This window comes from Caloramator sp. (assembly GCF_020054765.1).
GTDB classification, from domain to species: domain Bacteria; phylum Bacillota; class Clostridia; order Clostridiales; family Caloramatoraceae; genus Thermobrachium; species Thermobrachium proteoclasticum.
Genome location: NZ_JAIHAO010000014.1, coordinates 1 through 24,196, shown reverse-complemented (window position 1 = coordinate 24,196; position 24,196 = coordinate 1). Strand labels below are relative to the sequence as shown.

The window sequence follows — 24,196 nt, the reverse complement described above, 5'->3', positions numbered from 1 at the left end:
ATATGAATGCCTTTTTTGATTCCATTAATAAATTCTTTGAATTCATAGTACCAATCACAGATTTCCTATGGGACTTCCCAACAAACTATAAGTGGTATTCAAACATTCCTGTACTTGGTAAATTTACCTTTGCAATTCTACTTCTAATAGGTTCTGGTATATACTTTACAATTAGAACGGGTTTTGTACAGATTAAGAGGTTTAAAACAGGATTAAAAATACTAACAGAACAAAGAGCAGCCAAAACAGGAATAAGTCCTCTTGCAGCATTCGTTTTAAGTTCTGCTATGCGTATAGGCCCAGGCAACATTATGGGAGTTACAGGTGCGGTATCGGTTGGAGGACCTGGTGCACTATTTTGGATGTGGGTATCAGCCTTCTTTGGTATGTCTCTTGCCTTTGCTGAAGCTGTGCTTGCACAACTCTTTAAAGAGAAGAAGGATAAGGAATTTGTTGGAGGTCTTCCCTTCTACGGTATGAAGATATTTGGAAACAGAAGATGGGTTGGAGTATTTTTATCAGTTATATTTATAATATACGCACTGTTTTGTGTTCCAGGTCAAACCTTCCACCTCTTTACAGCGTTAGGCTCAGCGGTAGATACATTAACTGGAGTTACCCACGGACGCCAATCAACAGTTTACTATGCAATAGGAATAATATTAACAATATCAGTTATAATTATCGTATTTGGTGGGTTAAGACGTGTTACAAAGGTTACAGATTATTTGGTTCCAATAATGGCTGTTATATATTTTGCAATTGTTATAATAATAGTTTTAGTAAATATAAAGCTAATTCCATACTTCTTTAAAGAGGTTTTTGTTGGAGCCTTTAAAGTAGAGGCTGTTTTCGGTGGAGTCTTTGGAATTGCACTATCTCAAGGTGTAAAGAGGGGGCTTATGTCAAATGAGGCAGGTCAAGGTACAATAACAATGGCAGCAGCAGTATCTGAAAACAAGCATCCAGCAGAACAGGGATTTGTTCAAATTATAGGTGTTTTCCTTGATACAATGGTTATATGTACACTAACAGGATTTTTAGTTGTAATAGCACATCTTTGGACAGGTGAAGCAGGAGTTGCTTGGGAATCGATTAGAAATTCAAAAATAACAGTTTATATGGAATCTGTAAAACACCTTATTCCAGGAACATCTTTAGATTCTGCTGTTCAAAGTATACTTTCACTATGCTATGCATTATTTGCCTTTACAACATTAATAGGACTAATACTTTTTGCCGAAATATCTGGCAACTTTATAACAAAGAGCAACAAATTCATAAACTTCATTCGTGCATTAGGAGCCTTGTTCTTTGTTCCATTTGGAGTATTAACTGTTCTTGCAGGTCTTGAACTTGGAAACCTATGGTATATATCTGATTTTGTAAATATAATGGTTGTGTTTGCTAACGTACCAATACTTCTTGTGGCTTCTAAACTTGTGGTAGATACTCTAAAACATTATGAGAAAAATGAAGGTGGAAGGTTTGTTTCAAAGGACATTGGAGTAGAAACAGATGTGTGGAAATAGGCTATTTAAGGTCGCCCATAAATTTGGGCGACCTTTATTGATAAGCATATATAAAATTTTACCTTCTTCTTATTTATTTATATAGTATTTTATGGTAATATTAAATATTATTGTATAAATAAGGAGAGGAGATTTAGATGGAATTTTTACTGCTTAAACTTCTTGGCAAATTTAAATTTATATTCAACTATTTAAAGGTGGATTTTGAAACGCTTTATAGAATATTAGATATTAAATTTAAAAATGATAGGCGTGCAAGAACTTCTCTATATAAAGACTACAAGGTGGAGGGTGAAAGCAAAAAATCTCAAATAATATCCTTTATACTTGGGGTTATTTTATTTGGTTTAGCCCCATCGATAGCCTTTACATTACATAGTATTGAATTAGTTTCTAACCTTTCAATTGCAGTTATAATGATTCTTATATTTTTAAGTCTTGTACACGATTTTAGTACAGTAATACTAAGTACATCCGATAAAAACATATTAGGTGCAATGCCTATAGATATGAATACTTTATCTTCGATTAGAGGTACATATGTAACTATATATTTAATCTCAATTTTGATTATGACTATAATACTACCAACTTCAATTGGAACTTATATCTTTGGGTATAAATATATAATTGGTATGCTTATAGTAACCCCTTTAATTCTTATGTTTTCACTTTCACTAACTATATTGATATACTCATTGATACTTAAACACTATGACGGTGAAAAACTAAAGGATATAGTAAATTATTTTCAAATAGCCTTCTTATTAGGAAGTATTCTTTTTTATCAATTTGGTGCAGATATAATACAACGTTCTTCCAATGTTCTACAAAATTCAAAGGCAATATTTATTCTACCATCCACCTGGTATTCAGGAATATTTAATCTGCTATTAGGAGAATTTAGTATAAAAAGTTTAATTGCTTTTATATTAGGTAGCTTAGCAACTATTTTGTTTTTTATAATAACACAGAAATATCTATTAGTTGAACTTGAAAAAAATCTATATAAATTTGATATGGGAAATAAGAGCCAGTCTGTAATCAAAAAGGGAAAGTTTGTAGATTTAATAATAAAAGACCCTGTAGAAAAGAGTTCCTACATATTTTCAAAGGCTATGTTTAAAAGAGATAGAATGTTAAAACAGAAGATGATTACAGGACTTTCAACTGCTTTTATATTTATAGCACCATTAATAAGGGATGTTTTAAGTGAAAAAAATGTAGATCCAGTTTCGTGGTTTTTTGCAGTATATGGTATTATAGTATTTTTATCTACACAACCTCAATTTATTGCATACACAAGTAGCTTTAAGGCATCATACATATACGAAGTTTTACCAATAGAAGATGCAGAACCTATTGTAAAGGGAGCTATAAAGGCGATGTTTATAAACTTTATAATGCCTATATTTACATTAGCATTATTGATATTTTCAATCATATTTAAGGATATAGGTATTTTAGAATACATTGTTGTTATAATAATGATGATATTTATGTGTTTAATCTATGTTAACGATATGGAGATTAAAATGCCCTTTACTGTTGATGTTAATACTGTTGAAAGTTCAGGAAATGGATGTTTATCAGCTATAAAATATGTAATGATAGCAATCGTTTTTGGTGTGGCTCACGGATTTATATACAGCCAGTGTAGAGATGTATCAAATATAGATTTAGTTAAGATTTATACATATATTTACTTTGTTTTTATCTTTGCATTAATTGGCACAACAGTCTTTTACTACTTCAAGGCCTTTAAATTTAAAAGAAGTAAGATTTACAAGGGTAAGGTATCAACTCAACATAAAGTATGAAATATTTTAATTAGAATTTTATTCCTAACTGAGATTGTTTAAAAAACATTTATTAGCTAAAGTATGAGAAAGCCCCATGAAAGGATGCCTAAAAAATCCTTCATGGGGCTAATCAATATATAACTTCTTCAACAGCCTTACTTAACATTTTATCCCTAAGTGTTTATTTTTATCTATTTTGTATCTTTTGATAAACATAAAAAGGAATTCCAATAAGCATTAGTATAAATCCATACATTACAACCTCTGCACCTGTTCCGTAGATTGCATATATTGAATATGCAAAGGCAAGTATTGATATAAATGAACTCTTTATGAAGTTTAATAGGTTAAAGTTTTCATCCTTATTTCTAAGAAGAAGTATCTCTGCCGCTGCTGTAAATGAGTATGCAGGAAGGAATGAAAGTGTTGCAAGAAGCAGCATAAAGTTAAAGGCTGAAGTTAAGCTTGATACATAGTTCATAACAAGCAGAATATTTGCAGCAATACCACTTATTATAAGTGATGCAGAAGGAGTATTATACTTTGGATGAACCTTTGCAAACACCTTTGGGAACAACTTGTCCTCTGCCGCTGCAAAGGAACTTCTTGCAGTAATTAAAATCCAACCTGAAGTTGCACCTAAAGTTGAAATAACAGCACCTAGGGCAATAAGTGTTCCACCCCACTTTTGTTCTGTTGCATAGTTTATGATATCAGCAAGTGGTGCGTTTGAATTTGCAAGCATATCTTGAGGCATAGCCCCTATTGCAAGTATTGATATAGCAAGATATATTGCAACAGTAATTAATGTTCCATATATTGTGCTTAATTTAATATTCCTTTCAGGATCCTTTATTTCTCCTGCTGGAATTGTTGCACTTTCAAGTCCAACAAAGGACCATAGAGTTATTGCAATTGCAGCAGGAAGTGTTGAAAGACCAGAAACTTCCTTTGAAGAAACAGTGTTGAAGTATGATATATTAAAGTGAGTTAGTGCAATTATTGCAAATACTATTAGAGGCAAAATCTTAAGCACTGTTGTAATCATACTTACTATTCCTGCTTCTTTAACTCCCCTATAGTTTATATAGGTTAAAGCCCAAAGTATTAGTGATGAAGTTAAAAACGCTAATGGTTTACTTTGGCTAAATACGGGGAAGAAATAGGATAGATAATTCATAAATGCAGTAATAATTGCTGCATTTCCAACCCAAGAACCTATCCAGTAGGTCCAAGCAATAAGGAAGGCAGGGAATTCTCCAAATGCCTCTCTTGTATAAACTATAGGTCCACCTGTCTTTGGAATTTTAACCCCAAGGTTTGCAAAGCTTAATGCAAGAAGCATAGAACCAAGTGCAGTTATAATCCAAGCTATTATTGTTGTTTTTGGATTAGACGCTGCTGCAAGCCCCTGAGGTGCCATAAAAATACCTGAACCTATCATATTTCCAACAACTATAGCAGTTGCAGGAAGTAGTCCTAATTCTCTTTTTAGTTCCTTTTCCACTAACTTCACCTCTTTATCTATATTTTTGCTTTAAAAAGCACAAATAAAACTATACGAATAATTCAGATAAAAGTCAATAAAAAAATTTATAATTATGCAATGAAATATATAGAAATTATAGAAAATAATTTAAGAATATAACATAAAAAGTATAATTATAGATAAAAATATCTATTGTAATGAAATTTGCCTAATTAAATTCATACAATATTTAGTTGTATTTAAATATTTTAATATATACAAATATGGTATAATAATTTAAGAAATTAATGTTTGAGGAGGTAAACTATGGAGAAGTCAAAGGTTTATTTTACAGATTTAAGAACAAGACCAGGATTTAATATGCTTGATAAACTTGAAAAGCTTGTAAAAGCTGCTGGAATAGAAAATATAGATTTTAAGGAAAAATATGTTGCTATAAAGATACACTTTGGGGAACCAGGAAACCTTGCATACATAAGACCAAATTATGCAGCAAAAATAGTTAAGATAATAAAGGGGCTTGGTGGAAAGCCATTTTTAACAGATGCAAATACCCTATATACAGGAAGAAGACACAATGCTCTTGACCATTTAGATGCGGCTTACGAAAATGGGTTTAATCCCTTAACAGTTGGTTGTCAAGTTATAATTGCAGATGGACTTAAGGGAACAGAGTATAGAGAAGTTGAAGTTAACTTAAAGCATACAAAGGCTGCAAAAATTGGTTCAGCCATTGCAGATGCAGATGTTATAATCTCAATGAATCACTTTAAAGGTCACGAAATGACAGGCTTTGGTGGTGCACTTAAGAATTTAGGTATGGGTTCAGGTTCAAGAGGCGGCAAGCTATTTATGCACTCATCATCAAAACCTAAAATAGCAGAGAAAAACTGCGTAGGATGTAGAATGTGTATAAAGAGCTGTGCCCACGATGCAATCTTCTTGAATGAAAACAAGGTAGCAGTTATAGATTATGATAAGTGTGTTGGATGTGGACAATGTATTGCAGTTTGTCAATTTAATGCTGCACAGGTTAACTGGGATGAGGCAGCATCTATTGCCAGTGAAAAGATAGCAGAATACACAATGGCAGTTATAAAGGATAAACCACATTTTCATATAAACTTCATTATGGATGTTTCACCAAACTGTGACTGCTGGTCTAATAACGATATGCCAATTGTTCCAAACATAGGTATAGCAGCATCCTTTGACCCTGTTGCACTTGATAAGGCTTGTGTTGATATGGTAAATAGTGCACCAGCAATTGCAGGATGTGCAATTCACGACCATAACGATTGCGACTGCCATATTGAAGATAAGTTTACAGCAATTCACGGAAAAACAGATTGGAAGGTATGCCTTGAGCACGCACAAAATATAGGAATAGGTAATATGGAGTATGAATTAATTAAAGTGTGATTTTTAGGGGGAACTGTTATGGCAAAGACTACTGACATAACTTTAAGAAATAAGATTATTTATTCTGTATATGTAAGAAATCACGGTAAAAATGGAACTTTTAAGGATGTGGAAGAGGATTTAGAAAGGATAAAATCCTTAGGAACAGATATAATTTGGTTTATGCCTATTCATCCAATTGGGGTAAAAAACAAAAAGGGAAGTTTAGGCTGTCCCTATGCGATTAAGGATTATAGGGCTATAAACCCTGAATATGGAACGCTTGAGGACTTTAAAAGATTAGTAGACAAGATACACAGCTTAGGTATGAAGGTTATGATAGATGTTGTTTACAATCACACATCACCGGATTCATACCTTGTAGAAAACCATCCTGAGTTTTTCTATAGAAAAAGGGATGGAAGAATGGGAAATAAGGTAGGAGACTGGACAGATATTGTTGATTTAGACTATAACAATAGAGAACTTTGGGACTATCAAATAGAAACATTAAAATACTGGGCAAGTTTAGGTGTAGATGGATTTAGATGTGACGTTGCACCACTTATCCCACTTGAGTTTTGGCTAAAGGCAAGGGAAGAGGTAGCAAAGGTTAAAGAGGATGTAATATGGCTTGCAGAGAGTGTTCATTTAAGTTTTATTTTGGCAATGAGGGAGAATGGATTTGTTGGGCTTTCAGATAGTGAAGTTTATCAAGCCTTTGATATATGCTACGACTACGATGTAAATGATGTATATTTAGGATATTTTAAGGGTGAAAACACCCTAAGGGATTACATAAATAGGGTAAAGCTTCAGGAGGCTATATACCCAAACAACTATGTAAAGCTTAGATTTTTAGATAACCACGACCAGCCAAGGGCAAAGAAGTTAATACCAGATGAGACAAAGCTTAAGATATGGACAGCATTTTTATACTTCCAAAAGGGTGCAACCTTAATCTATGCAGGACAAGAAGCACAGGATGATAACACCCCAAGCCTATTTGATATAGATAAGGTAAACTGGAGTGGTATGAAGGAAGAATTTGTTGAGTATATGAAGGCTCTTGCAAATATAAAAAAGAAGGAGATTATGGCAAATGGATTTTACCAAATAGATTGTGATGATAACAATGTTATAGTTGCATCATATAAAATGGGAGATGAAAAATTAGTTGGTATATTTAACGTTGAGCTAAATAAGGGATTTGTAAAGGTTGATTTAGAAGATGGTGTATATAAGAATCTTATTGATGGAGAAGATGTTGTTGTTAAGGACGGTAAAGTGGAACTAAAGGATAAGGCAATATTCATATGAGTGCCACCCAGGTGAATTGTGGCATTTTCAAATAATTTATAGTTTATTTTCATAACTAAAGTGTATCAAGCAAGTGATATAAAAGTTTTACTAATATCACTTGCTTTTTATTTAGATAAAATTTAAATTTTATTTTAAATATAAAGATAGAGCAAAACGATGTAGAAATCAAAAGAATTATGTATAAAATATAGAATTTTTGAAATTTATTTTCCTAACATATTGTCAAAAATTATGAATTTTGATATAATCAATGACGTCAATACAAATTTTCAGTATATTGAATATTGTTATTCAATTACAAGTAAACGTGAACAAAATTATTTAAGAAAGTAAGGGGGGTACACAATGTCAAATCAAAAGAAAAATGGATTTTTTCAAAAATTTCTTAACTGGGTTGAAAAAGTAGGAAATAAGCTACCTCATCCAGTTACAATCTTTGTTATTTTTAGTTTATTAGTAATCATAATTTCTCATCTTGCAGCAAAGGCTGGAGTTGCTGTTGAATTTCAAATGATTAATACTAAAACAAAGGAATTAACTACAGCAAAGGTAGCGGCAGTTAGCCTACTTGATCCAGATGGAATTAGATTTATGTTCTCAAAGGCTGTTTCAAACTTCACAGGCTTTGCACCACTTGGAACAGTTTTAGTTGCAATGCTTGGTGTTGGTGTTGCAGAGGGAACAGGACTTATTCAAGCACTTCTTAGAAAAATAGTTTTAAGTACACCAAAGAAACTTATAACATCAGTTGTTGTTTTCTTAGGTATTATGTCAAATATAGCATCAGATGCAGGATACGTTGTACTTGTGCCGCTTGGTGCTATCATCTTCCTAAGTTTCAATAGACATCCACTTGCAGGTCTTGCGGCAGCCTTTGCGGGTGTATCTGGTGGATTTAGTGCTAACCTATTAATTGGTACACTTGACCCACTACTTGGTGGAATAAGTACAGAAGCTGCAAAGTTTATTAATCCTTCTTATGTAGTTACTCCAACTGCAAACTACTACTTTATGTTTGTTTCAACATTCGTAATAACTGCACTTGGTACATTCATAACTGATAGAATAATAGAACCAAGATTAGGCGAATATAAAGGCAAGAAGGTAGTTGAAGTTACCTATTTAACAGAAGAAGAGAAGAAAGGATTAAGATATGCATTAATTTCATTTATACTATTTATAATAGTTATATTACTATTAGTTGTTCCTGAAAATGGAATACTTAGAGATCCAGAAACAAAAAAGATATTAGGACATACTCCATTTATGGATGGTATAGTTCCAATTATAGCACTATTTTTCCTAATTCCAGGAGTTGCTTATGGATTTGGAGCAAAGACAATAAAGAATGACAAGGATATTGCATCAGCTATGTCAAAGGCTATGAGCACAATGGGAGGATATTTAGTACTTGCCTTTGTTGCTGCACAGTTTGTTGCATACTTCTCATATTCAAAGCTTGGAACAATACTTGCAGTAAAGGGTGCAAACTTCTTAAAGTCAACAGGAATGACAGGATTTGGTTTAATCATAGGATTTATATTGATAAGTGCCTTCATAAACCTATTTATAGGTTCAGCTTCAGCAAAGTGGGCAATTATGGCACCAATATTTATACCTATGTTAATGCAACTTGGTTTCACACCAGAATTTACACAATGTGCATATAGAATAGGTGATTCATCAACAAATATAATTACACCACTTATGTCATACTTTGCAGTTATAGTTGCATTTGCCGAAAAGTATGATGAGGATATAGGTCTTGGTACGCTTATTTCTATGATGTTACCATATTCAATCATATTCCTAATAGGTTGGACATTACTATTCTTAGTATGGTATGTATTTAATTTACCATTAGGACCTGGTGTATACATTTTCTTAAAATAATAAAAGGCACCCACGGGGTGCCTTTATAATTGGAGGGATATTATGATAAACCAAGAAAGATTAGTTGAAGGTTTTATTGAAATGGTTAAAGTATCAAGTGAAACAAGAAAAGAAGGGGAATTTGCAGAAAAATTAAAATCAATTCTTGAGGAACTTGGACTTGAAGTATACGTAGATAATGCAGGTGAGGTTGTTGGTTCAAACACAGGAAATATAATTGCTAAATTAGAAGGCAATGTTGAAAAGGAATCTGTTCTCTTCTGTTGCCATATGGATACAGTAAGTCCAGGAGTAAATATAAAGCCAGTTATAAAGGATGGTGCTATCTATAGTGATGGGACAACTGTACTTGGTGCAGATAATAAGGCTGGTATTGCATGCATAATTGAAGCAATAAGACACATTAAAGAGGAAAACATACCCCACGGCCCAATAGAACTTGCCTTTACAATAGCAGAAGAGGGAGGCCTGTTTGGGGCTAAGAACCTTGATTATACAAAGATAAATTCAAAGAGAGCCTATGTTTTAGATAGTGGTGGGGACCCAGGACAAGTTGTAATAAAGGGACCTGCACAGGATAAGATTATTGCAAAGATTATAGGAAAGCCTGCCCACGCAGGAGTTGCACCAGAGGAAGGAATAAGTGCTATAGTTGTGGCGGCCCACGCAATTTCTAATATGAATCTACTTAGAATAGACGAAGAAACAACAGCAAATGTTGGTGTAATAAATGGTGGTCAAGTTACAAATATAGTGTGTCCTGAAGTTGAAATTAAGGCTGAGGCAAGAAGTTTAAGTATTGAAAAGCTTGATGCACAGACAAACCATATGGTTAAATGCATTGAGGAGGCCTGTGAAAAGTTTGGTGCAAAGGCTAAAATAGATGTTGAGAGAATGTATGGACCATTTAATGTTAAAGAGGATGATGAAGTTGTAAATAGAGTTAAAGAGGCTTGTGAGGCTTTAGGAATTAAGTTTTATACTTCATCAACAGGTGGAGGAAGCGATACAAATGTATTAAATCAATTTGGTATTAAGGCAGTAAACCTTGGAATTGGTGAAAGAAAACCACATACATTAGAGGAGCATATTCATATAAAGGATATGGTAGATGTAGCAAAGCTTGTTGTTGAGCTAATGAAATAGTGACATATAGATTAAACTTAAAATAATAAAATAACTCCATCAATTATATTTTTGTAATTGATGGAGTTTATATGCTTTTAGTTAATATTAAACTAAGTACCATTTAAGCCAGTGCATTAACATTACTACCTATATTTACATATTCAGTAATATAGGCTGTAACACCAACAAACTGTATTCCCTGAGGTTGAAGATAAAATATGCTTCCAACCTGCTTTAATTCGGGTGAATTTGATTTAATTATGTTTGCCATCATACAGCTACTCGCGTTAAAGGTGTTTGATATATTTTGTATCATAATATCACCACTACAAATAGTTTTAATTTAAGTATAGCAAAAAAGTATTATAAAGAAAAGAAGTTTTATAGTTCCGCATAGGTGAATGATGACATTTTTAAAATATTGTAAAAAGGCTGTGGCGAATCACAGCCTTTAGTTTATAAAAATTAAATCCAAAATATCAATAATTAAACAATTTATTACACTATCTTAGTTGTCCAAGTTTCACAGTTCCAAACATCAGTCACAATATCTCGATAAAACTCTGGTTCGTGGCATATTAAAAGTATACTTCCCTTATATTCCTTAAGTGCACGTTTAAGTTCTTCTTTAGCATCAACGTCTAAGTGGTTTGTTGGCTCGTCTAAAACTAAGAAGTTTGTTTCTTTATTTATTAGCTTACACAGCCTTACCTTAGCCTGTTCCCCTCCACTTAGAACACAGACCTTGCTTTCAATCTGTTTTGTTGTAAGCCCACATTTAGCAAGGGCAGCTCTTATTTCGTATTGAGTAAATGAAGGAAACTCATTCCATACCTCATCTATACAAGTATTATAGTTGTTTTCCTTTATCTCCTGTTCAAAATATCCAATATATAGATAATCTCCAAGTTCGACTTCACCAGATAAAGGCCTAATTTCACCTAATATACTCTTTAAAAGAGTTGTTTTACCAAGTCCGTTTGCTCCAACTAATGCAATCTTCTGTCCTCTTTCCATTCTAAGGTTAAGTGGCTTTGAAAGAGGAGTATCGTATCCTATTACTAAATCCCTTGTTTCAAATAGGACCTTTCCAGAAGCCCTTGCCTCTTTAAAATTAAATTCAGGTTTTGGTTTTTCTTTAGCAAGTTCTATTATCTCCATCTTTTCAAGCTTCTTTTGTCTTGACATAGCCATATTTCTTGTGGCGACTCTTGCCTTGTTTCTTGCTATGAAGTCTTTAAGTTCTGCTATTTCCTGCTGCTGTTTTTTATATGCAGCTTCAAGCTGCTGCTTCTTTGCCTCATATACTCTAACAAAATCATCATAGTTTCCAACATATCTATTTAGTTGCCTGTTTTCCATATGATATATAAGATTAACAACACTATTTAAAAATGGTACATCGTGGCTTATTAGTATAAATGCATTTTCATATTCCTGAAGGTATTTTTTTAGCCACTCTATATGCTGTTCATCAAGATAGTTTGTAGGCTCATCCAGCAGAAGTATGTCAGGTTTTTCAAGAAGAAGTTTTGCAAGTAAAACCTTTGTTCTTTGCCCACCGCTCAAATCATTAACGTCTCTATCAAGCCCAATATCAGTAAGTCCAAGTCCCCTTGCAATTTCCTCAACTTTTGCGTCAATTATATAAAAGTCGTTATGAGTTAAGATATCTTGAATAGTTCCCATATCCTCAAGAAGACTTTCCATTTCATCAGGACTAACTTCTGCAAGTTTTTCACATATTTCATTATATTCCCTTTCAAGTTCAAATAGATAATTAAAGGCAGATTTTAATACATCACGAATAGTTTGTCCTTTTTGAAGAACTGTATGCTGGTCAAGATATCCAACACGGGCTCTTTTAGCCCATTCAATAGTTCCTTCATCTGGCTCTAATCTTCCTGTAATGATATTCATAAATGTAGATTTTCCTTCACCGTTTGCACCGATAAGTCCAATGTGTTCACCATTTAATAGTCTAAATGAAACATCTTCAAATATTGCCCTGTCTCCAAAACCGTGGCTTAAGTTTTTAACAGTTAAGATACTCATCTTTGGCTTCCTTTCCTTTTAAATTTCACACATAACAAGCAATATTATAATATAGATTTGTTAATAAAAAAAGAAGAGTTTTAAGGAAATAAAAATTCCTTAAAACTCTAATAGATTTACACCTTCAATTAATATTAAGTTTTTATTGTCTTTTGCGTACTGAATAACTTTATCAGTAAAACCACTCTTAGAGCATAGTAAATAGTATTTTTTTTCAAAATTAAACATAGCTGTTTTTTCTATAAGGCTATTTAAAAGATTAATATCCACCTTTTCATTTTTCCATTTGCATTCACCAAATATAATATTGTCTTTATTTAGTGCAACTATATCTATTTCTTCTTCTTTTTTCTTTGATGGGTTATTACCCCACCACTTTCCTATATTTTCAAATATAAATGGAAGTTTCTTTTGCTTATTCAATGTCTTTAAATGATTTAAGCAAATTTCTTTATATATTGGGCCTAAATATTCATTTAAATAAGGTTTGATTTTTTCTTCAATAACGATGTCAAGCATATCTTGTTCTATTAAAGTTTTGTTATCAAATACAAATTTAAACCAAAATTTAAAGAAATTATCTTTTATCCTATATATACTTTTTCTGCTTCTACCATTTATTTCGATTGGAGATAGTTTTTCTATTATTCTCAAATCTATTAAAGTTGAAAGATATTTAGAGCATTTGTCGGACTCAACTCCAATTTTAGTAGATATTTCATTTAATTTACTTGAACCATTGGCAATTGCTTCGATAATAGAGTTATAAAGTGCAGGTTCTCTAACTTCTTGTTTTAATAGCATTTTAGGTTCTTCATATAGATAGGAGGTTTTATTTAAAATTTTTCTTTTTACATTTTCAAGAACAGGTATGGTGTCTTTAAAATTAGATAGATAATGAGGTATACCATCTAATATACCGTATGTTAAAACTTGTTCTTCAAAGTTATAATTAGGGAAAAATTTTATGCTATCAAAAAAATCAAATGGTTCCACAATTATTTGTGCAGTTCTTCTTCCATACAAAGGACTTTTATGGCTTAAAACTTCCTTTTCTATAAAACTCATGGATGAACCACAAATAATTATGAACAATTTAGTGTCTTTTAAGTGGTGATCTATTAAATTTTGAAGAAGGGAAGGTATACTTTTATTTGAATTAACTATATAAGGGAATTCATCAATAACTAAAACCAGCCTTTTATCTTTAGCTTGTTTAGCTAAGAATAAAAATGCTTTTTCCCAAGAGTCAAATTTTGATATAACTTCATTTAAACCAAAATATGTTAGTATTTTTTCGGAAAATGATTCAAGAGCAATTTTATCATTATATTCTTCTGCAACAAAAAATATAGATGGTTTATTTTTGCAAAATTCAGTTAAGAGAGTAGTCTTGCCAACTCTACGTCTTCCATACATTACAACAAAATGAAAAGTATCTTCATTGTATAGATTATCTAATGTAGATAATTCAAATTCACGACCTATGAACATAGATACCACCTACTAACTCATAAGTTACTAACTCATAAGTTACTAACTTTAGAGTTAGTAACTTATGAGTTAGTAATATTTTATAACATAAATAAAGAAAAATCAATATATATAAGGTAAAAGGCAGAGTATTTATCCTCTGCCTTAAAAATTATCTGCTAAAACCTCAAAGTAACCTTGTGGATGTGCACAGGCAGGACAAGCATCTGGTGCTTCTTCTCCTTCGTGTATATATCCACAGTTTAGGCATTTCCACTTAACAGGTTGAGACTTCTTAAATACTTCTCCGTTTTCTAAATTGGAAAGTAGCTTTCTATATCTTTCTTCGTGGTGCTTTTCAACTTCTGCTATCTTTCTAAAAACAGTTGCAATTTCTGGGAAGCCTTCTTCGTCAGCAACTCTTGCAAACTCAGGATAAAGTTCTGACCATTCTTCATTTTCACCATTTGCAGCATACTTTAAATTTGCCTTTGTATCAGAAAGTCCAACAGGATAGCCTGCATTTATTTCGACAGCTTCTCCCTCAAGGCTTGTATTTAAGAATTTAAAAAATCTTTTAGCGTGTTCTTTTTCATTTTCTGCTGTTTCCATAAATATGTTTGATATTTGAACATATCCTTCCTTTTTAGCAACAGAAGCATAGTATGTATATCTGTTTCTTGCTTGTGATTCTCCAGCAAATGCCTTCATAAGATTTTCTGCGGTTTTTGTTCCTTTAAGAGATTTCATAAACCCCACCTCCATTAGTTTTAAAACATTTTATCATAATTTTCAAATAAATTCAATGTGGAATATAATTGTTTATTGAAAATAAATAGCTGAATAAAAAATTTAAAAATTTATAATTTAATATTGAAAAGGAGAATTGACTATATTATAATTTAATTAAATAATCATATAATCATATAGAATAAGGATGTGATTAAATGTGGACATATAGTTTATATGGAATTACTATTGTTCTGCTACTTATTTCGTATAAAAATGACAAGAAAAAAACAAAGATGGCATTGAAAAAGGCTTGGAAGGCATTTGAAAATATCTTGCCTGAGTTTTTAGGGGTAATAATGTTAGTTGGAATACTACTCTCAGTATTAAATCATGAGGTTATATCAAGGGTAATAGGAAAAGAATCAGGGCTGTTTGGTGTAATAGTTTCTGCAATTGTTGGTTCAATAACTTTGATACCTGGATTTGTTGCATTTCCAACAGCAGCACTTTTATTAAAATCAGGTGCAGGCTACACTCAAATAGCGGCATTTATTTCAACACTTATGATGGTTGGTATTGTTACTATGCCGGTTGAAATAAAATATTTTGGTAGAAAAATAACGATATTAAGAAACGTATTGGCTTTTTTATTTTCATTTTTAGTAGCCTTTATCATTGGAAAGGTTGTGATGTGATATGAGTAAATTTATAAAAAGATATAGATTTTTTATTATTACTGTTGTTGCACTTTTAATACTTATGGGTGTTAATTTTAAATTAGGTGTAAAGGCTTTAGGAATTGTAGGGTATAGTTTTAAAGAGATGTTATTAGTTATACCACCAATATTTGTTTTATTAGGACTACTTGATATATGGGTTCCAAGGGAAACAATGATAGGGCTTATGGGTGAAGGTTCTGGAATTAAAGGAATCCTTCTTGCTATATTTTTAGGTTCGGCAGCAGCGGGCCCTCTTTATGGAGCATTCCCTATAGCAGCTGTGTTTATGAAGAAGGGAGTTAAGTTTACAAATATATTGATTTTTATTGGTGCTTGGTCAACAACCAAAATACCAATGTTTTTGTTTGAACTATCATCACTTGGAACAAAGTTTGCTCTAACAAGGTTACTTGTTGATATACCAGGAATTATAATAATAGCCCTTATTTTATCTAAACTTGTAAATAAAAGTGAGGTTGAATATATATATAAAAATGCTGAAAAGCTTTAATGGGGAGGGGTTTAATGCAAAGTATTTATAGGGATTATGTAATTTTAGGTGGAGGACCAGCTTTTGATATTTATTAGGGGTAATTACTCCTTCCTAAATTTATGCTAATAAAAAATATAAATATATTTTTATTAGCAATTGACGACAATATATTTTTATTTTATTATTAAATTATAAAATGCTAATATACAAAAAGGGAGGTAACAATATGTTTACTTGGGTGCAAAAATTTGCAGATTGGTTTGTATATGATCTGCTTAAGATAGCTAAGGAGTCTAAATTTGGTGATGCATTAAACTTCTTTGTGTTTGACACGATAAAAATATTTATATTGCTTCTTATTATAATATATGCAATAACATTTATCAGAAGCTTTTTTCCACCAGAGAAGACAAGAAAGATACTTGCAGAAAAGAAGGGTAGCACATTCATAGGACATATTCTTGCTGCATTACTTGGAATTGTTACTCCGTTTTGTTCCTGTTCTGCAGTACCATTATTTATAGGTTTTGTTGAAGCAGGAGTACCATTAGGAGTTACATTCTCTTATTTAATTGCAGCACCAATGGTAAATGAAGTTGCACTTGGACTTTTATATGGTCTTTTTGGTTTAAGAGTAGCACTTATTTATATAATTTCAGGTGAGATTATAGCTATAGTAAGTGGTATTATAATAGGAAAGCTTGGACTTGAAAAATATGTTGAAGACTATGTATATGAAATAAAAATAAATGCAGATGATGTTGAAATACCAAACCCAACATTAAATGAAAGATTAAGAGATTCTTGGCAATTTACTAGGGATTTAATAAAGAAGATTTACCCATATGTATTAATAGGTATAGCAATAGGTGGTTTTATGCATGGATGGATACCTACAGGTGCATTAGCAAAATATGCAGGTAAAGATAATCCATTTGCAGTATTTGTAGGAGTTGTGTTTGGTATTCCACTATATTCAAATGCAGCAGGGGTTATTCCACTAGTTAGCGAATTAACTCGTGCAGGAGTTGCAATGGGAACAGCTCTTTCATTTATGATGGCAGTAACAGCACTATCTGTTCCAGAAATGATTCTTTTAAGAAGAGTTTTAAAACCAAAATTACTTGCTATATTTATAACTATAGTTGGTATAGGAATTGTATTTACAGGATATTTATTTAATATGATATTATAAAATAAGGTTGTGGTTATGCCACAACCTTATTTCTTCCTGTATTTTTTGCAGTATAAAGGTTTTTATCAGCCTTTTCAATTATATCTATGTAGTTATTTTCTCCTGAAACTTCATATACCCCAAAACTTGAGGTTATCTTTATATTAAAGTCATTATATTCAATAACAGCCTCTTCTACTTTTTTTCTTATTCTTTCAGCAATTTCAACAGCTTTATCTTTATCGGCACCATTTAATACTACTAAAAATTCCTCTCCCCCATATCTTGCAACCCAATCATTTTTTCTTATACTTTGTTGGAGAATAGAAGCAAATTGCTTTAAAACTTCATCTCCTGCTAAATGACCGTATGTGTCATTTACCTTTTTAAAGAAATCAATATCGCACATAATGATTGACATAGGAAGATTGTCGGAGGTTGATTTTAAGATATCAACAGGGAGCCTGTCCTCTATAAATCTCCTATTGTAAACATTAGTTAGAGCATCTTTAACTATAAGCTCATTGAGACTGTTTATTTTTGAATAGATTTCTGTACTGTTTAAGCTATCTATATCCTCAATGATACTTGTATCTGTTGCATCCTTTAAAAACTCCACAACAACTTTTCCAGTATCTGTAACAATGGCGGTGGCAGTTATTATATAAATTTTTTCTCCATTATACTCAATTTTAATAAATGTTTCATCTTTACTATATGCCCGCATAGATACACAGTTAGAGCACATTTTATTTTGGTTCCAAAAATCGTAGCAGGAACCTTCTTCCTCAAAGGATTCCCTATCTTTAGAAAAAAAGTAGTAAACCTTCTTTTTAATAGGCTCAACTATTCTTATTGCATCATATATGTTAGTAAAAAAATCAATTTTTTCTATAAGATCTTCTAAATTTAAAGTTTTACCCATTCCATACCCTCCAATAAAGTTGATTACAAATATTATACATCAAAAATTGGAATATTTAAATTATTTAATAGAAAAAATGTATAAATTGTTGTAGAATATATGTAAGCATATAGCATCAAGGGGGAATATTTTTTTGAACATAAAGAGATGTTTTGTATTTATTATATTAATATTGCTATTAATCTATCCAGTTAACAAAGCAATAAAATATAAAAGGAGCTTCCATTACAGAAATATGAAACAGGAAAGCTTATTTTTGGAGTGGCAAACCCCAATAAGGTGGAGTTTAATTCCCTTGCTGATTACTTCATAAAGGGAGATGTAATAGAGATTAGAATACCTTGGCAATTATTAAATGTTATGGATCCATCAACTAAAATGGTAATGGATGATTTATATCTAAACAAAGGAATAAAACCTATAAAAACAGAAGGATTTTATGTAGGTATTATTTTAAGAAAAAATGGTGAAGACATCTATACACCAATGAAACAATATACTTGGCAGACTTGGGATATGCCAAAGTATCACGAAAGACTAAAAAAGTCCTACTTTATATTAAAGGAGGCCTTTAAAACTATAGGAGGTGAGTGATATGGCACACATTGATTTAGTAATTAGAGATATATTAAACACAATAAATGATTTACTTGAAGTAAAAAATAAGGATAAGGCATATATGAATATTGTTAAGGGGGTATTGAAAAGGCTATATACAATATCAAAGGAAAACAATATAGAGGATGTTGCTTTTGAATTACAGGATATGGAAGGTAGTTTTGAAGATGTTAATGAGGATGGAAGGGAAAAATATATTGAAAAGCTAATAAAAGTTAAAAATATTATTGAACAAAGGATTATTGAAAAAAATAGGATTTTAATATTTCCAGATAGTGATGAAGTATTAAATGGGTTAATAAATAAATTAAAACAAAATAATATAGAAGTAATTCTTTCTAAGGGAGATGCAGTAGATGCAATCTTTGCGTATAATCCCAATGCTGTTATAATCCAAAACAACAAAAATATAAATGCAGTAACTATATTAAAAAGCATAAGGGAAGAGAAGATTTTAGAACAGATACCTATCATTGTAATATCAGATGAGGATTATAATACTAAAATTGAATGTCTAAAATTAGGCGTTATTGATTACATTAATTACAACTTTGATGTAGAGGAAGTTTATTTAAAGCTTTTAAACATAGTAAATATGAGTTCAAAATGCCTAAGCCTAAAGAATACAGTTTATGACATTGCAACAGGCCTATACACCAGAAAACAAGGGGAAATTCTTGCATCTTCACTTTTGATTAAGGCCCAGAGGGAAGAAAAGGACGGAACACTTCTTCTAATAGACTTTGATTTTATGGAAGATATAAATAAAAAATTAGGTTTATCCTTTGGTAACAGGATTATAAATAAAGTTGTATCCGAATTTAAAAAATACACAACAAAGGTGGATATAGCATACAGAATGTCGGGAGACGAATTTGCCTTTATATTCTACGATAGAGACATAAAGTGGGTTAAAAATGTTGCAGAACAGGTTTTGAGCTTTGCAAAGCAGTATGGGGATGAACTTCAACAAAATATTAGCTTTTCAGCAGGAATCTCCTCAATAACAGAGGATAATGCAGAGTATAAGGATATTTTAGTAAGGGCAAGGGGAGCACTTGCGGTTGCTAAAATGGAAGGTAGAGGAAGGGTTGTTGTTGATGTAGATTCTGTTAAACAAAATAATATGATAAACATTTTATTTGTTGATGATGATAGAATTATTTTATCTATTTTAAAATCAAGATATAAAAACAAAGGCTATAACGTATTTACAGCATCGGATGGACTTGAAGCATTAGAAATACTAAAAGAAAACGATATAGATTTAGTAGTAACCGATTACTATTTAAAGCTTATGAATGGAGATGAATTGATAAAGAAAATAAGAGAAAACAATAGTGATATTCCAATAATTGTTTTATCATCCCAAAAGAATGAAGACTATATAAAAAGAACACTTGATTTGGGTGCAGATGATTATGTTGTTAAACCATTTTCACCTGTTGAGCTTGATAGCCGAATTAAAAAGTTATTAGATTAGTGGTGATTTGTATGGAACTTATCGTTTTGTATTCTATCCTTATTTTTTCAGTTATTATAATTCTTCTTTATGCCTATCTTATTACAGAAAAACTATATGAGGATTATATAAACAGAAAAAAAGAAGGGTTCATAAGGATGTTTCGGGATACCTTGATGATATAGCCTCAAGACTTGATGAGTATGAAGTTACCAGTGTACAGCTTAAGGTTTTAAAAGGATTTATGAAGGATAGAATAAAGAGGGAAATAATAGAAGAGAGATTTTTGTTCTATTTTGAAAACTTAAGGGGAAGTATTTCAAATAAGCTTACAAAGCTTGCAGAAGACATAGGGCTTGTGGATTATGAATTAGAAAAGCTAAAGAGTAAAGATATGCATAAGGTTGCCCTTGCCTGCAAAAACTTAGGTGAAATAAGAAGTAAAAAGGCATTAGGTAGCCTATTAGATTTAATAGACATTGAAGTAGTAGAGGTTAAATATAATGTTTTGATGGCCCTTGCAAAAATAGGTGATGAGGAAGCCTTTATTGAGGCCTTTAAAAAGCTATCAAAAACTATTCCCTTAAGTGAGAGAAGCTTAGTTGAGATAGCAGATAGCTTTGAAGGAGATAAAATATATGTATATAGAAACCTTTTTTATTTAGAGGATGAGTTTATATCATCAATATTTATAAAATCAGCTGGAAACTATAAAAATACGCTTTTAGCAGACGAAATAGCCATCTTTTTAGCAGATGAAAATAAAGAAAAAAAGATTGCGGCATTAAAGGCCTTAGGAAATATGGGAGATAATAGATATGTAATTCAGATAATAGAGCTTTTAAATGATGAATCTTGGGAAGTTAGAGCAATTGCAGTAAAGGTTTTAGGACAACTTCAGGATAATAGAGCACTTATACCTCTTGTTAAGGCATTATCTGACAAAGAATGGTATGTTAGATATAATGCAGCAAACTCTCTTATTTCAATTGAAGGCGGAATTGAGCTTGTATATGACGTTTTAGAGGGAGAAGATAGATTTGCAAAGGATATAGTTGTTTCAGTTCTTGAGACAAGCTATGGATGGGATAAGGTACTTGAATATGATATGTACAGTAGCAGAACACCAAAGCTAAGTGAAGCTATTAAAAAATATATAAAAGAAAAAGATAGGTGAGACTTATGGATACACCACTATTAAAATCAATAGTAATTAACTTCAATTACTTTATTATCTATTATGTACTGGTAATAAATTTCATATATTTTATACAGCTTATTCTTGCAGCTTTTAATTTAAGTGATTATGTAAGAAAGATAAGGTATTCAGACTATAAAAAATATATAACTTCAGATAATATGATCCCAATTTCTATTTTAGTTCCTGCCTATAACGAGGAAGAAACTATAGTTGAAAATATAAAGTCCCTTATTTCATTAAACTATCCTAAGTTTGAAGTAATAGTTATAAATGATGGCTCAAAGGATAATACATTAAATAGGGTTATAGAGGAATTTGATTTAAAAGAGGTAAATCAACCGGTAAGGCATAGGCTTAAAACCAATAAAATAAAGGGTATTTATAAAAACATTGACATACCAAACCTTATATTAGTAGATAAAGAAAATGGTGGAAAGGCAGATGCGTTAAATGCAGGTATAAATGTATCAAATTATCCTATAATAACATCAATAGATGCAGACTCCATACTTGAAAGTGACTCATTAGTTAGGGTAGTTATGCCCTTTATTGAAAATAAAAAGACGGTTGCTGTAGGTGGAATTGTTAGAATAGCAAATGGTTCTATTATTAAAAGAGGAAGAGTGGTTGAGATAGGACTTCCCAAAAGCAGGGTTGCTATGTTTCAAATAGTAGAATATCTAAGGGCCTTTTTAACAGGAAGAGTAGGTTGGGATGCCTTAAATTCTTTACTTATAGTATCTGGTGCCTTTGGAGCCTTTAAAAAGGAGGCTGCAATAGAAGTTGGCGGATATGCTAAAAATACAATTGGTGAGGATATGGAGCTTATAGTTAAGATGCACGAATATTTCCTGAGAAATAAAATCCCCTACAGGATAAAGTTTGTACCAGACCCTGTTTGCTGGACTCAAGCCCCAGAAACATTAAAGGATTTAAGGTCCCAGAGAAGAAGATGGCAAATAGGGCTTATGGACAGCCTGTTTAAACACAAAAGGATGTTCTTTAATCCAAGATACAAACAAATTGGGCTTATTGCCGTACCTTATTTTTGGATATTTGAGATGATAGGGCCAATAATTGAGATAATAGGATATGTTATGATACCTCTTGCCTATATATTTGGGCTTTTAAATTTGAAGTATTTCCTTCTATTTTTTGCAGCATCCATTCTTTATGGAATACTTCTATCACTTGGTGCAATACTACTTGAGGAGTATACCTTCAACAAATATCCAACCTTGAAACAGTTAATTAAACTTAGCCTATATGGTATTCTTGAAAACTTCGGTTACAGGCAGCTTACAACTCTCTACAGAATTGAAGGTATAATAAAATTTAGGAAGATGAAGCACAGTTGGGGTAAGATAAAAAGGAGGAGCTTCCAGAAACAAGGATAAGGTTACAGAATATCTTAGGAAGCCTCAAGATTGTTGACAAACGTACTTGTTAGCTAATTTTTGAAAAAAGCCCCATGAAAGGATTTCAGAAGGCTCTTTCATGAGCTTTAGCAATTCTTGCTTTTCGACTTTGGAAAAGTCCGTAATTCGGCACAGGATGTGCCGAGCCGAGCGGCCATCAGGATGATGGCATCGCGAGGGTAGGACTTTTTCAAACAAAGAAAAGCTTAGAATTGCTTGGCGAAATGAACCGATGCCCAAGAAATCCTTAATGGGGCTAATCAAACATAACTTTTTCAACAATCTAAGGCTACAGAAGTTATTCTGTAGCCTTAGATTGTTAGAAAGAAAATCCCAACTACAATACACAATATCCCCAATAGCTTATATTTTCCTATTCTTTCTCCTAAAAGAAAATATGCAAGAAGGAATGTCCAAATATAGGTTATAGAATTAAGAGGAAGAACAAGGCTATATGGGATATATTTTAAAAGAGCTATGTTAAGTATTGCCCCAAGGCAGTAGAAAAGACCTCCTATGTATATATATTTATTAAAGATTAGAGTTTTTATAGAATTTAAATTAGATGATGCTCTTTTTAAAAAATACCCTCCCAGAGAACCACATAGTGTCATAGAGATTAATATAAAAAATGTCTTTAAACTCATACCTTATTTTCCTTTCCAAGTAGAGTAACGCCTAAAATAATAATTAAAATTCCTATTAGATTGTATATGGAAACAGTCTCACCTAAAAAAATATATCCATTAATTAGAGCAAAAATATATGAAATACACATAAGAGGATAAAGAACAGAAAGTTCACCATTTCTAAAGGCAAAAATCATAAAAAGAGCACCAAATCCATATAGTAAAAATCCAATTGCAATATTTATAAATTTGTTGTTAGTTTGTGAGAACTTCCAAAAAAGCTGTCCGTTTGCAGTTAAAAAGGCAGATATAATCATAAGTAGTATTCCTTTGTTAAAAGTCTTTTTCATCATTTCCACCTCAAATTTTTAAATCCCTCAAGCCTTTTATTATTATTTATCAAAAATCTATTTTTCACAAGATTAAAAAGTGGCATATCTGAAAGGGAGTCGGAGTAGCAGAGGCTATTTTCTCTATCTATTTCAATATTTTCTTCCACTAATAATTTTTTTAGCCTTAAAACTTTCTCCTCACCCTTGCAGTTCTCTCCATCTATTATATTTGTATATCCTTCTCTATTTTTTCTTAAAATCGTTCCAAGAACATAATCAACATCGAAATATTTTTTAAAAGGCTCTTTGTCAATTGTTGGGGCGGGTATTCGATTAGAATGCCTGTCCTTTCTTGTTTGAGAGTGATTTTAGAAAGATAAGTTAGATTGGGGAGAGT

Annotated in this window: 22 protein-coding genes; 13 read left to right on the top strand and 9 right to left on the bottom strand. The window is 31.7% G+C overall.

Annotated elements, in window-relative coordinates:
• The first annotated feature begins 2 nt into the window (after nt 1-2).
• Together JG776_RS06765 and JG776_RS06760 are read left to right on the top strand one after the other, a co-directional pair.
• Entirely contained in the window at nt 3-1,532 is a 1,530-nt protein-coding gene (locus JG776_RS06765; RefSeq protein ID WP_291965916.1) for a sodium:alanine symporter family protein, read from the top strand.
• 137 nt (nt 1,533-1,669) lie between these two features.
• A complete protein-coding gene (locus JG776_RS06760) occupies nt 1,670-3,352 on the top strand; it encodes a hypothetical protein (RefSeq protein WP_291965915.1) in 1,683 nt (560 codons plus the stop codon).
• Between the two features lie 169 nt (nt 3,353-3,521).
• On the opposite strand, the gene JG776_RS06755 is transcribed toward JG776_RS06760, so the two are convergent.
• A complete protein-coding gene (locus JG776_RS06755; RefSeq protein WP_291965913.1) occupies nt 3,522-4,841 on the bottom strand; it encodes an amino acid permease in 1,320 nt (439 codons plus the stop codon).
• A 288-nt stretch (nt 4,842-5,129) separates the two neighbouring features.
• Between JG776_RS06755 and JG776_RS06750 the strand changes: the two genes are divergently transcribed.
• The 4 genes from JG776_RS06750 (at nt 5,130) to JG776_RS06735 (ending at nt 10,586) form a co-directional block, all read left to right on the top strand.
• Complete coding sequence (locus JG776_RS06750; RefSeq protein WP_291965912.1) at nt 5,130-6,245, top strand: DUF362 domain-containing protein; 1,116 nt, start codon at nt 5,130-5,132, stop codon at nt 6,243-6,245.
• 18 nt (nt 6,246-6,263) lie between these two features.
• The gene (locus JG776_RS06745) at nt 6,264-7,544 is read left to right on the top strand and encodes an alpha-amylase family glycosyl hydrolase (protein ID WP_291965910.1); all 1,281 of its coding nucleotides are present in this window, start codon (nt 6,264-6,266) and stop codon (nt 7,542-7,544) included.
• Between the two features lie 348 nt (nt 7,545-7,892).
• Nucleotides 7,893-9,440 carry an AbgT family transporter gene (locus JG776_RS06740; protein ID WP_291965908.1) on the top strand — a complete coding sequence of 516 codons (1,548 nt, stop codon included), beginning with the start codon at nt 7,893-7,895 and terminating at the stop codon, nt 9,438-9,440.
• Nucleotides 9,441-9,482: 42 nt separating this feature from the next.
• On the top strand, nt 9,483-10,586 hold the full coding sequence (locus JG776_RS06735) for a M20/M25/M40 family metallo-hydrolase (RefSeq protein WP_291965906.1): 1,104 nt from the start codon (nt 9,483-9,485) through the stop codon (nt 10,584-10,586).
• Nucleotides 10,587-10,689: 103 nt separating this feature from the next.
• On the opposite strand, the gene JG776_RS06730 is transcribed toward JG776_RS06735, so the two are convergent.
• The 4 genes from JG776_RS06730 to rbr form a co-directional block, all read right to left on the bottom strand.
• Nucleotides 10,690-10,884, bottom strand: coding sequence for a hypothetical protein (locus JG776_RS06730; RefSeq protein ID WP_027309210.1), 195 nt, complete (start codon nt 10,882-10,884; stop codon nt 10,690-10,692).
• A gap of 182 nt (nt 10,885-11,066) precedes the next feature.
• Complete coding sequence (locus JG776_RS06725) at nt 11,067-12,623, bottom strand: ABC-F family ATP-binding cassette domain-containing protein (RefSeq protein ID WP_291965902.1); 1,557 nt, start codon at nt 12,621-12,623, stop codon at nt 11,067-11,069.
• 99 nt (nt 12,624-12,722) lie between these two features.
• Nucleotides 12,723-14,117: an ATP-binding protein gene (locus JG776_RS06720; RefSeq protein ID WP_291965900.1), complete on the bottom strand. Its 1,395-nt coding sequence runs from the start codon at nt 14,115-14,117 to the stop codon at nt 12,723-12,725.
• A gap of 144 nt (nt 14,118-14,261) precedes the next feature.
• The gene (gene rbr / locus JG776_RS06715) at nt 14,262-14,846 is read right to left on the bottom strand and encodes a rubrerythrin (protein WP_291965898.1); all 585 of its coding nucleotides are present in this window, start codon (nt 14,844-14,846) and stop codon (nt 14,262-14,264) included.
• 197 nt (nt 14,847-15,043) lie between these two features.
• Between rbr and JG776_RS06710 the strand changes: the two genes are divergently transcribed.
• The 3 genes from JG776_RS06710 (at nt 15,044) to JG776_RS06700 (ending at nt 17,235) form a co-directional block, all read left to right on the top strand.
• Nucleotides 15,044-15,523 (top strand): permease, encoded by a 480-nt coding sequence (locus JG776_RS06710; protein WP_291965896.1) that lies wholly within the window; start codon nt 15,044-15,046, stop codon nt 15,521-15,523.
• Nucleotide 15,524: 1 nt separating this feature from the next.
• A complete protein-coding gene (locus JG776_RS06705; RefSeq protein WP_291965894.1) occupies nt 15,525-16,058 on the top strand; it encodes a permease in 534 nt (177 codons plus the stop codon).
• Nucleotides 16,059-16,266: 208 nt separating this feature from the next.
• Complete coding sequence (locus JG776_RS06700; protein ID WP_291965892.1) at nt 16,267-17,235, top strand: permease; 969 nt, start codon at nt 16,267-16,269, stop codon at nt 17,233-17,235.
• Nucleotides 17,236-17,248: 13 nt separating this feature from the next.
• Here JG776_RS06700 and JG776_RS06695 read toward each other — a convergent pair whose 3' ends face one another.
• On the bottom strand, nt 17,249-18,139 hold the full coding sequence (locus JG776_RS06695; protein WP_291965890.1) for a GGDEF domain-containing protein: 891 nt from the start codon (nt 18,137-18,139) through the stop codon (nt 17,249-17,251).
• A 279-nt stretch (nt 18,140-18,418) separates the two neighbouring features.
• On the opposite strand from JG776_RS06695, the gene JG776_RS06690 reads away from it, so the two are divergent.
• The 4 genes from JG776_RS06690 (at nt 18,419) to JG776_RS06675 (ending at nt 22,817) form a co-directional block, all read left to right on the top strand.
• Nucleotides 18,419-18,733: a hypothetical protein gene (locus JG776_RS06690; RefSeq protein ID WP_291965888.1), complete on the top strand. Its 315-nt coding sequence runs from the start codon at nt 18,419-18,421 to the stop codon at nt 18,731-18,733.
• Between the two features lies 1 nt (nt 18,734).
• Nucleotides 18,735-20,240: a response regulator gene (locus tag JG776_RS06685; RefSeq protein WP_291965886.1), complete on the top strand. Its 1,506-nt coding sequence runs from the start codon at nt 18,735-18,737 to the stop codon at nt 20,238-20,240.
• 223 nt (nt 20,241-20,463) lie between these two features.
• Entirely contained in the window at nt 20,464-21,396 is a 933-nt protein-coding gene (locus JG776_RS06680; RefSeq protein WP_291965884.1) for a HEAT repeat domain-containing protein, read from the top strand.
• 5 nt (nt 21,397-21,401) lie between these two features.
• Nucleotides 21,402-22,817 carry a glycosyltransferase gene (locus JG776_RS06675; RefSeq protein WP_291965882.1) on the top strand — a complete coding sequence of 472 codons (1,416 nt, stop codon included), beginning with the start codon at nt 21,402-21,404 and terminating at the stop codon, nt 22,815-22,817.
• A 332-nt stretch (nt 22,818-23,149) separates the two neighbouring features.
• Here JG776_RS06675 and JG776_RS06670 read toward each other — a convergent pair whose 3' ends face one another.
• Genes JG776_RS06670 through JG776_RS06660 form a run of 3 tightly spaced genes read right to left on the bottom strand, consistent with a single transcriptional unit; the run spans nt 23,150 to nt 24,113 of the window.
• Nucleotides 23,150-23,485, bottom strand: coding sequence for an EamA family transporter (locus JG776_RS06670; protein ID WP_291965880.1), 336 nt, complete (start codon nt 23,483-23,485; stop codon nt 23,150-23,152).
• Nucleotides 23,482-23,817: an EamA family transporter gene (locus JG776_RS06665; RefSeq protein WP_291965878.1), complete on the bottom strand. Its 336-nt coding sequence runs from the start codon at nt 23,815-23,817 to the stop codon at nt 23,482-23,484. Before JG776_RS06665 ends, JG776_RS06670 begins: the two co-directional genes overlap by 4 nt.
• Nucleotides 23,817-24,113 carry a haloacid dehalogenase-like hydrolase gene (locus JG776_RS06660; protein ID WP_291965973.1) on the bottom strand — a complete coding sequence of 99 codons (297 nt, stop codon included), beginning with the start codon at nt 24,111-24,113 and terminating at the stop codon, nt 23,817-23,819. The genes JG776_RS06665 and JG776_RS06660 overlap by 1 nt, the downstream gene beginning before the upstream one ends.
• Nucleotides 24,114-24,196 lie beyond the last annotated feature (83 nt).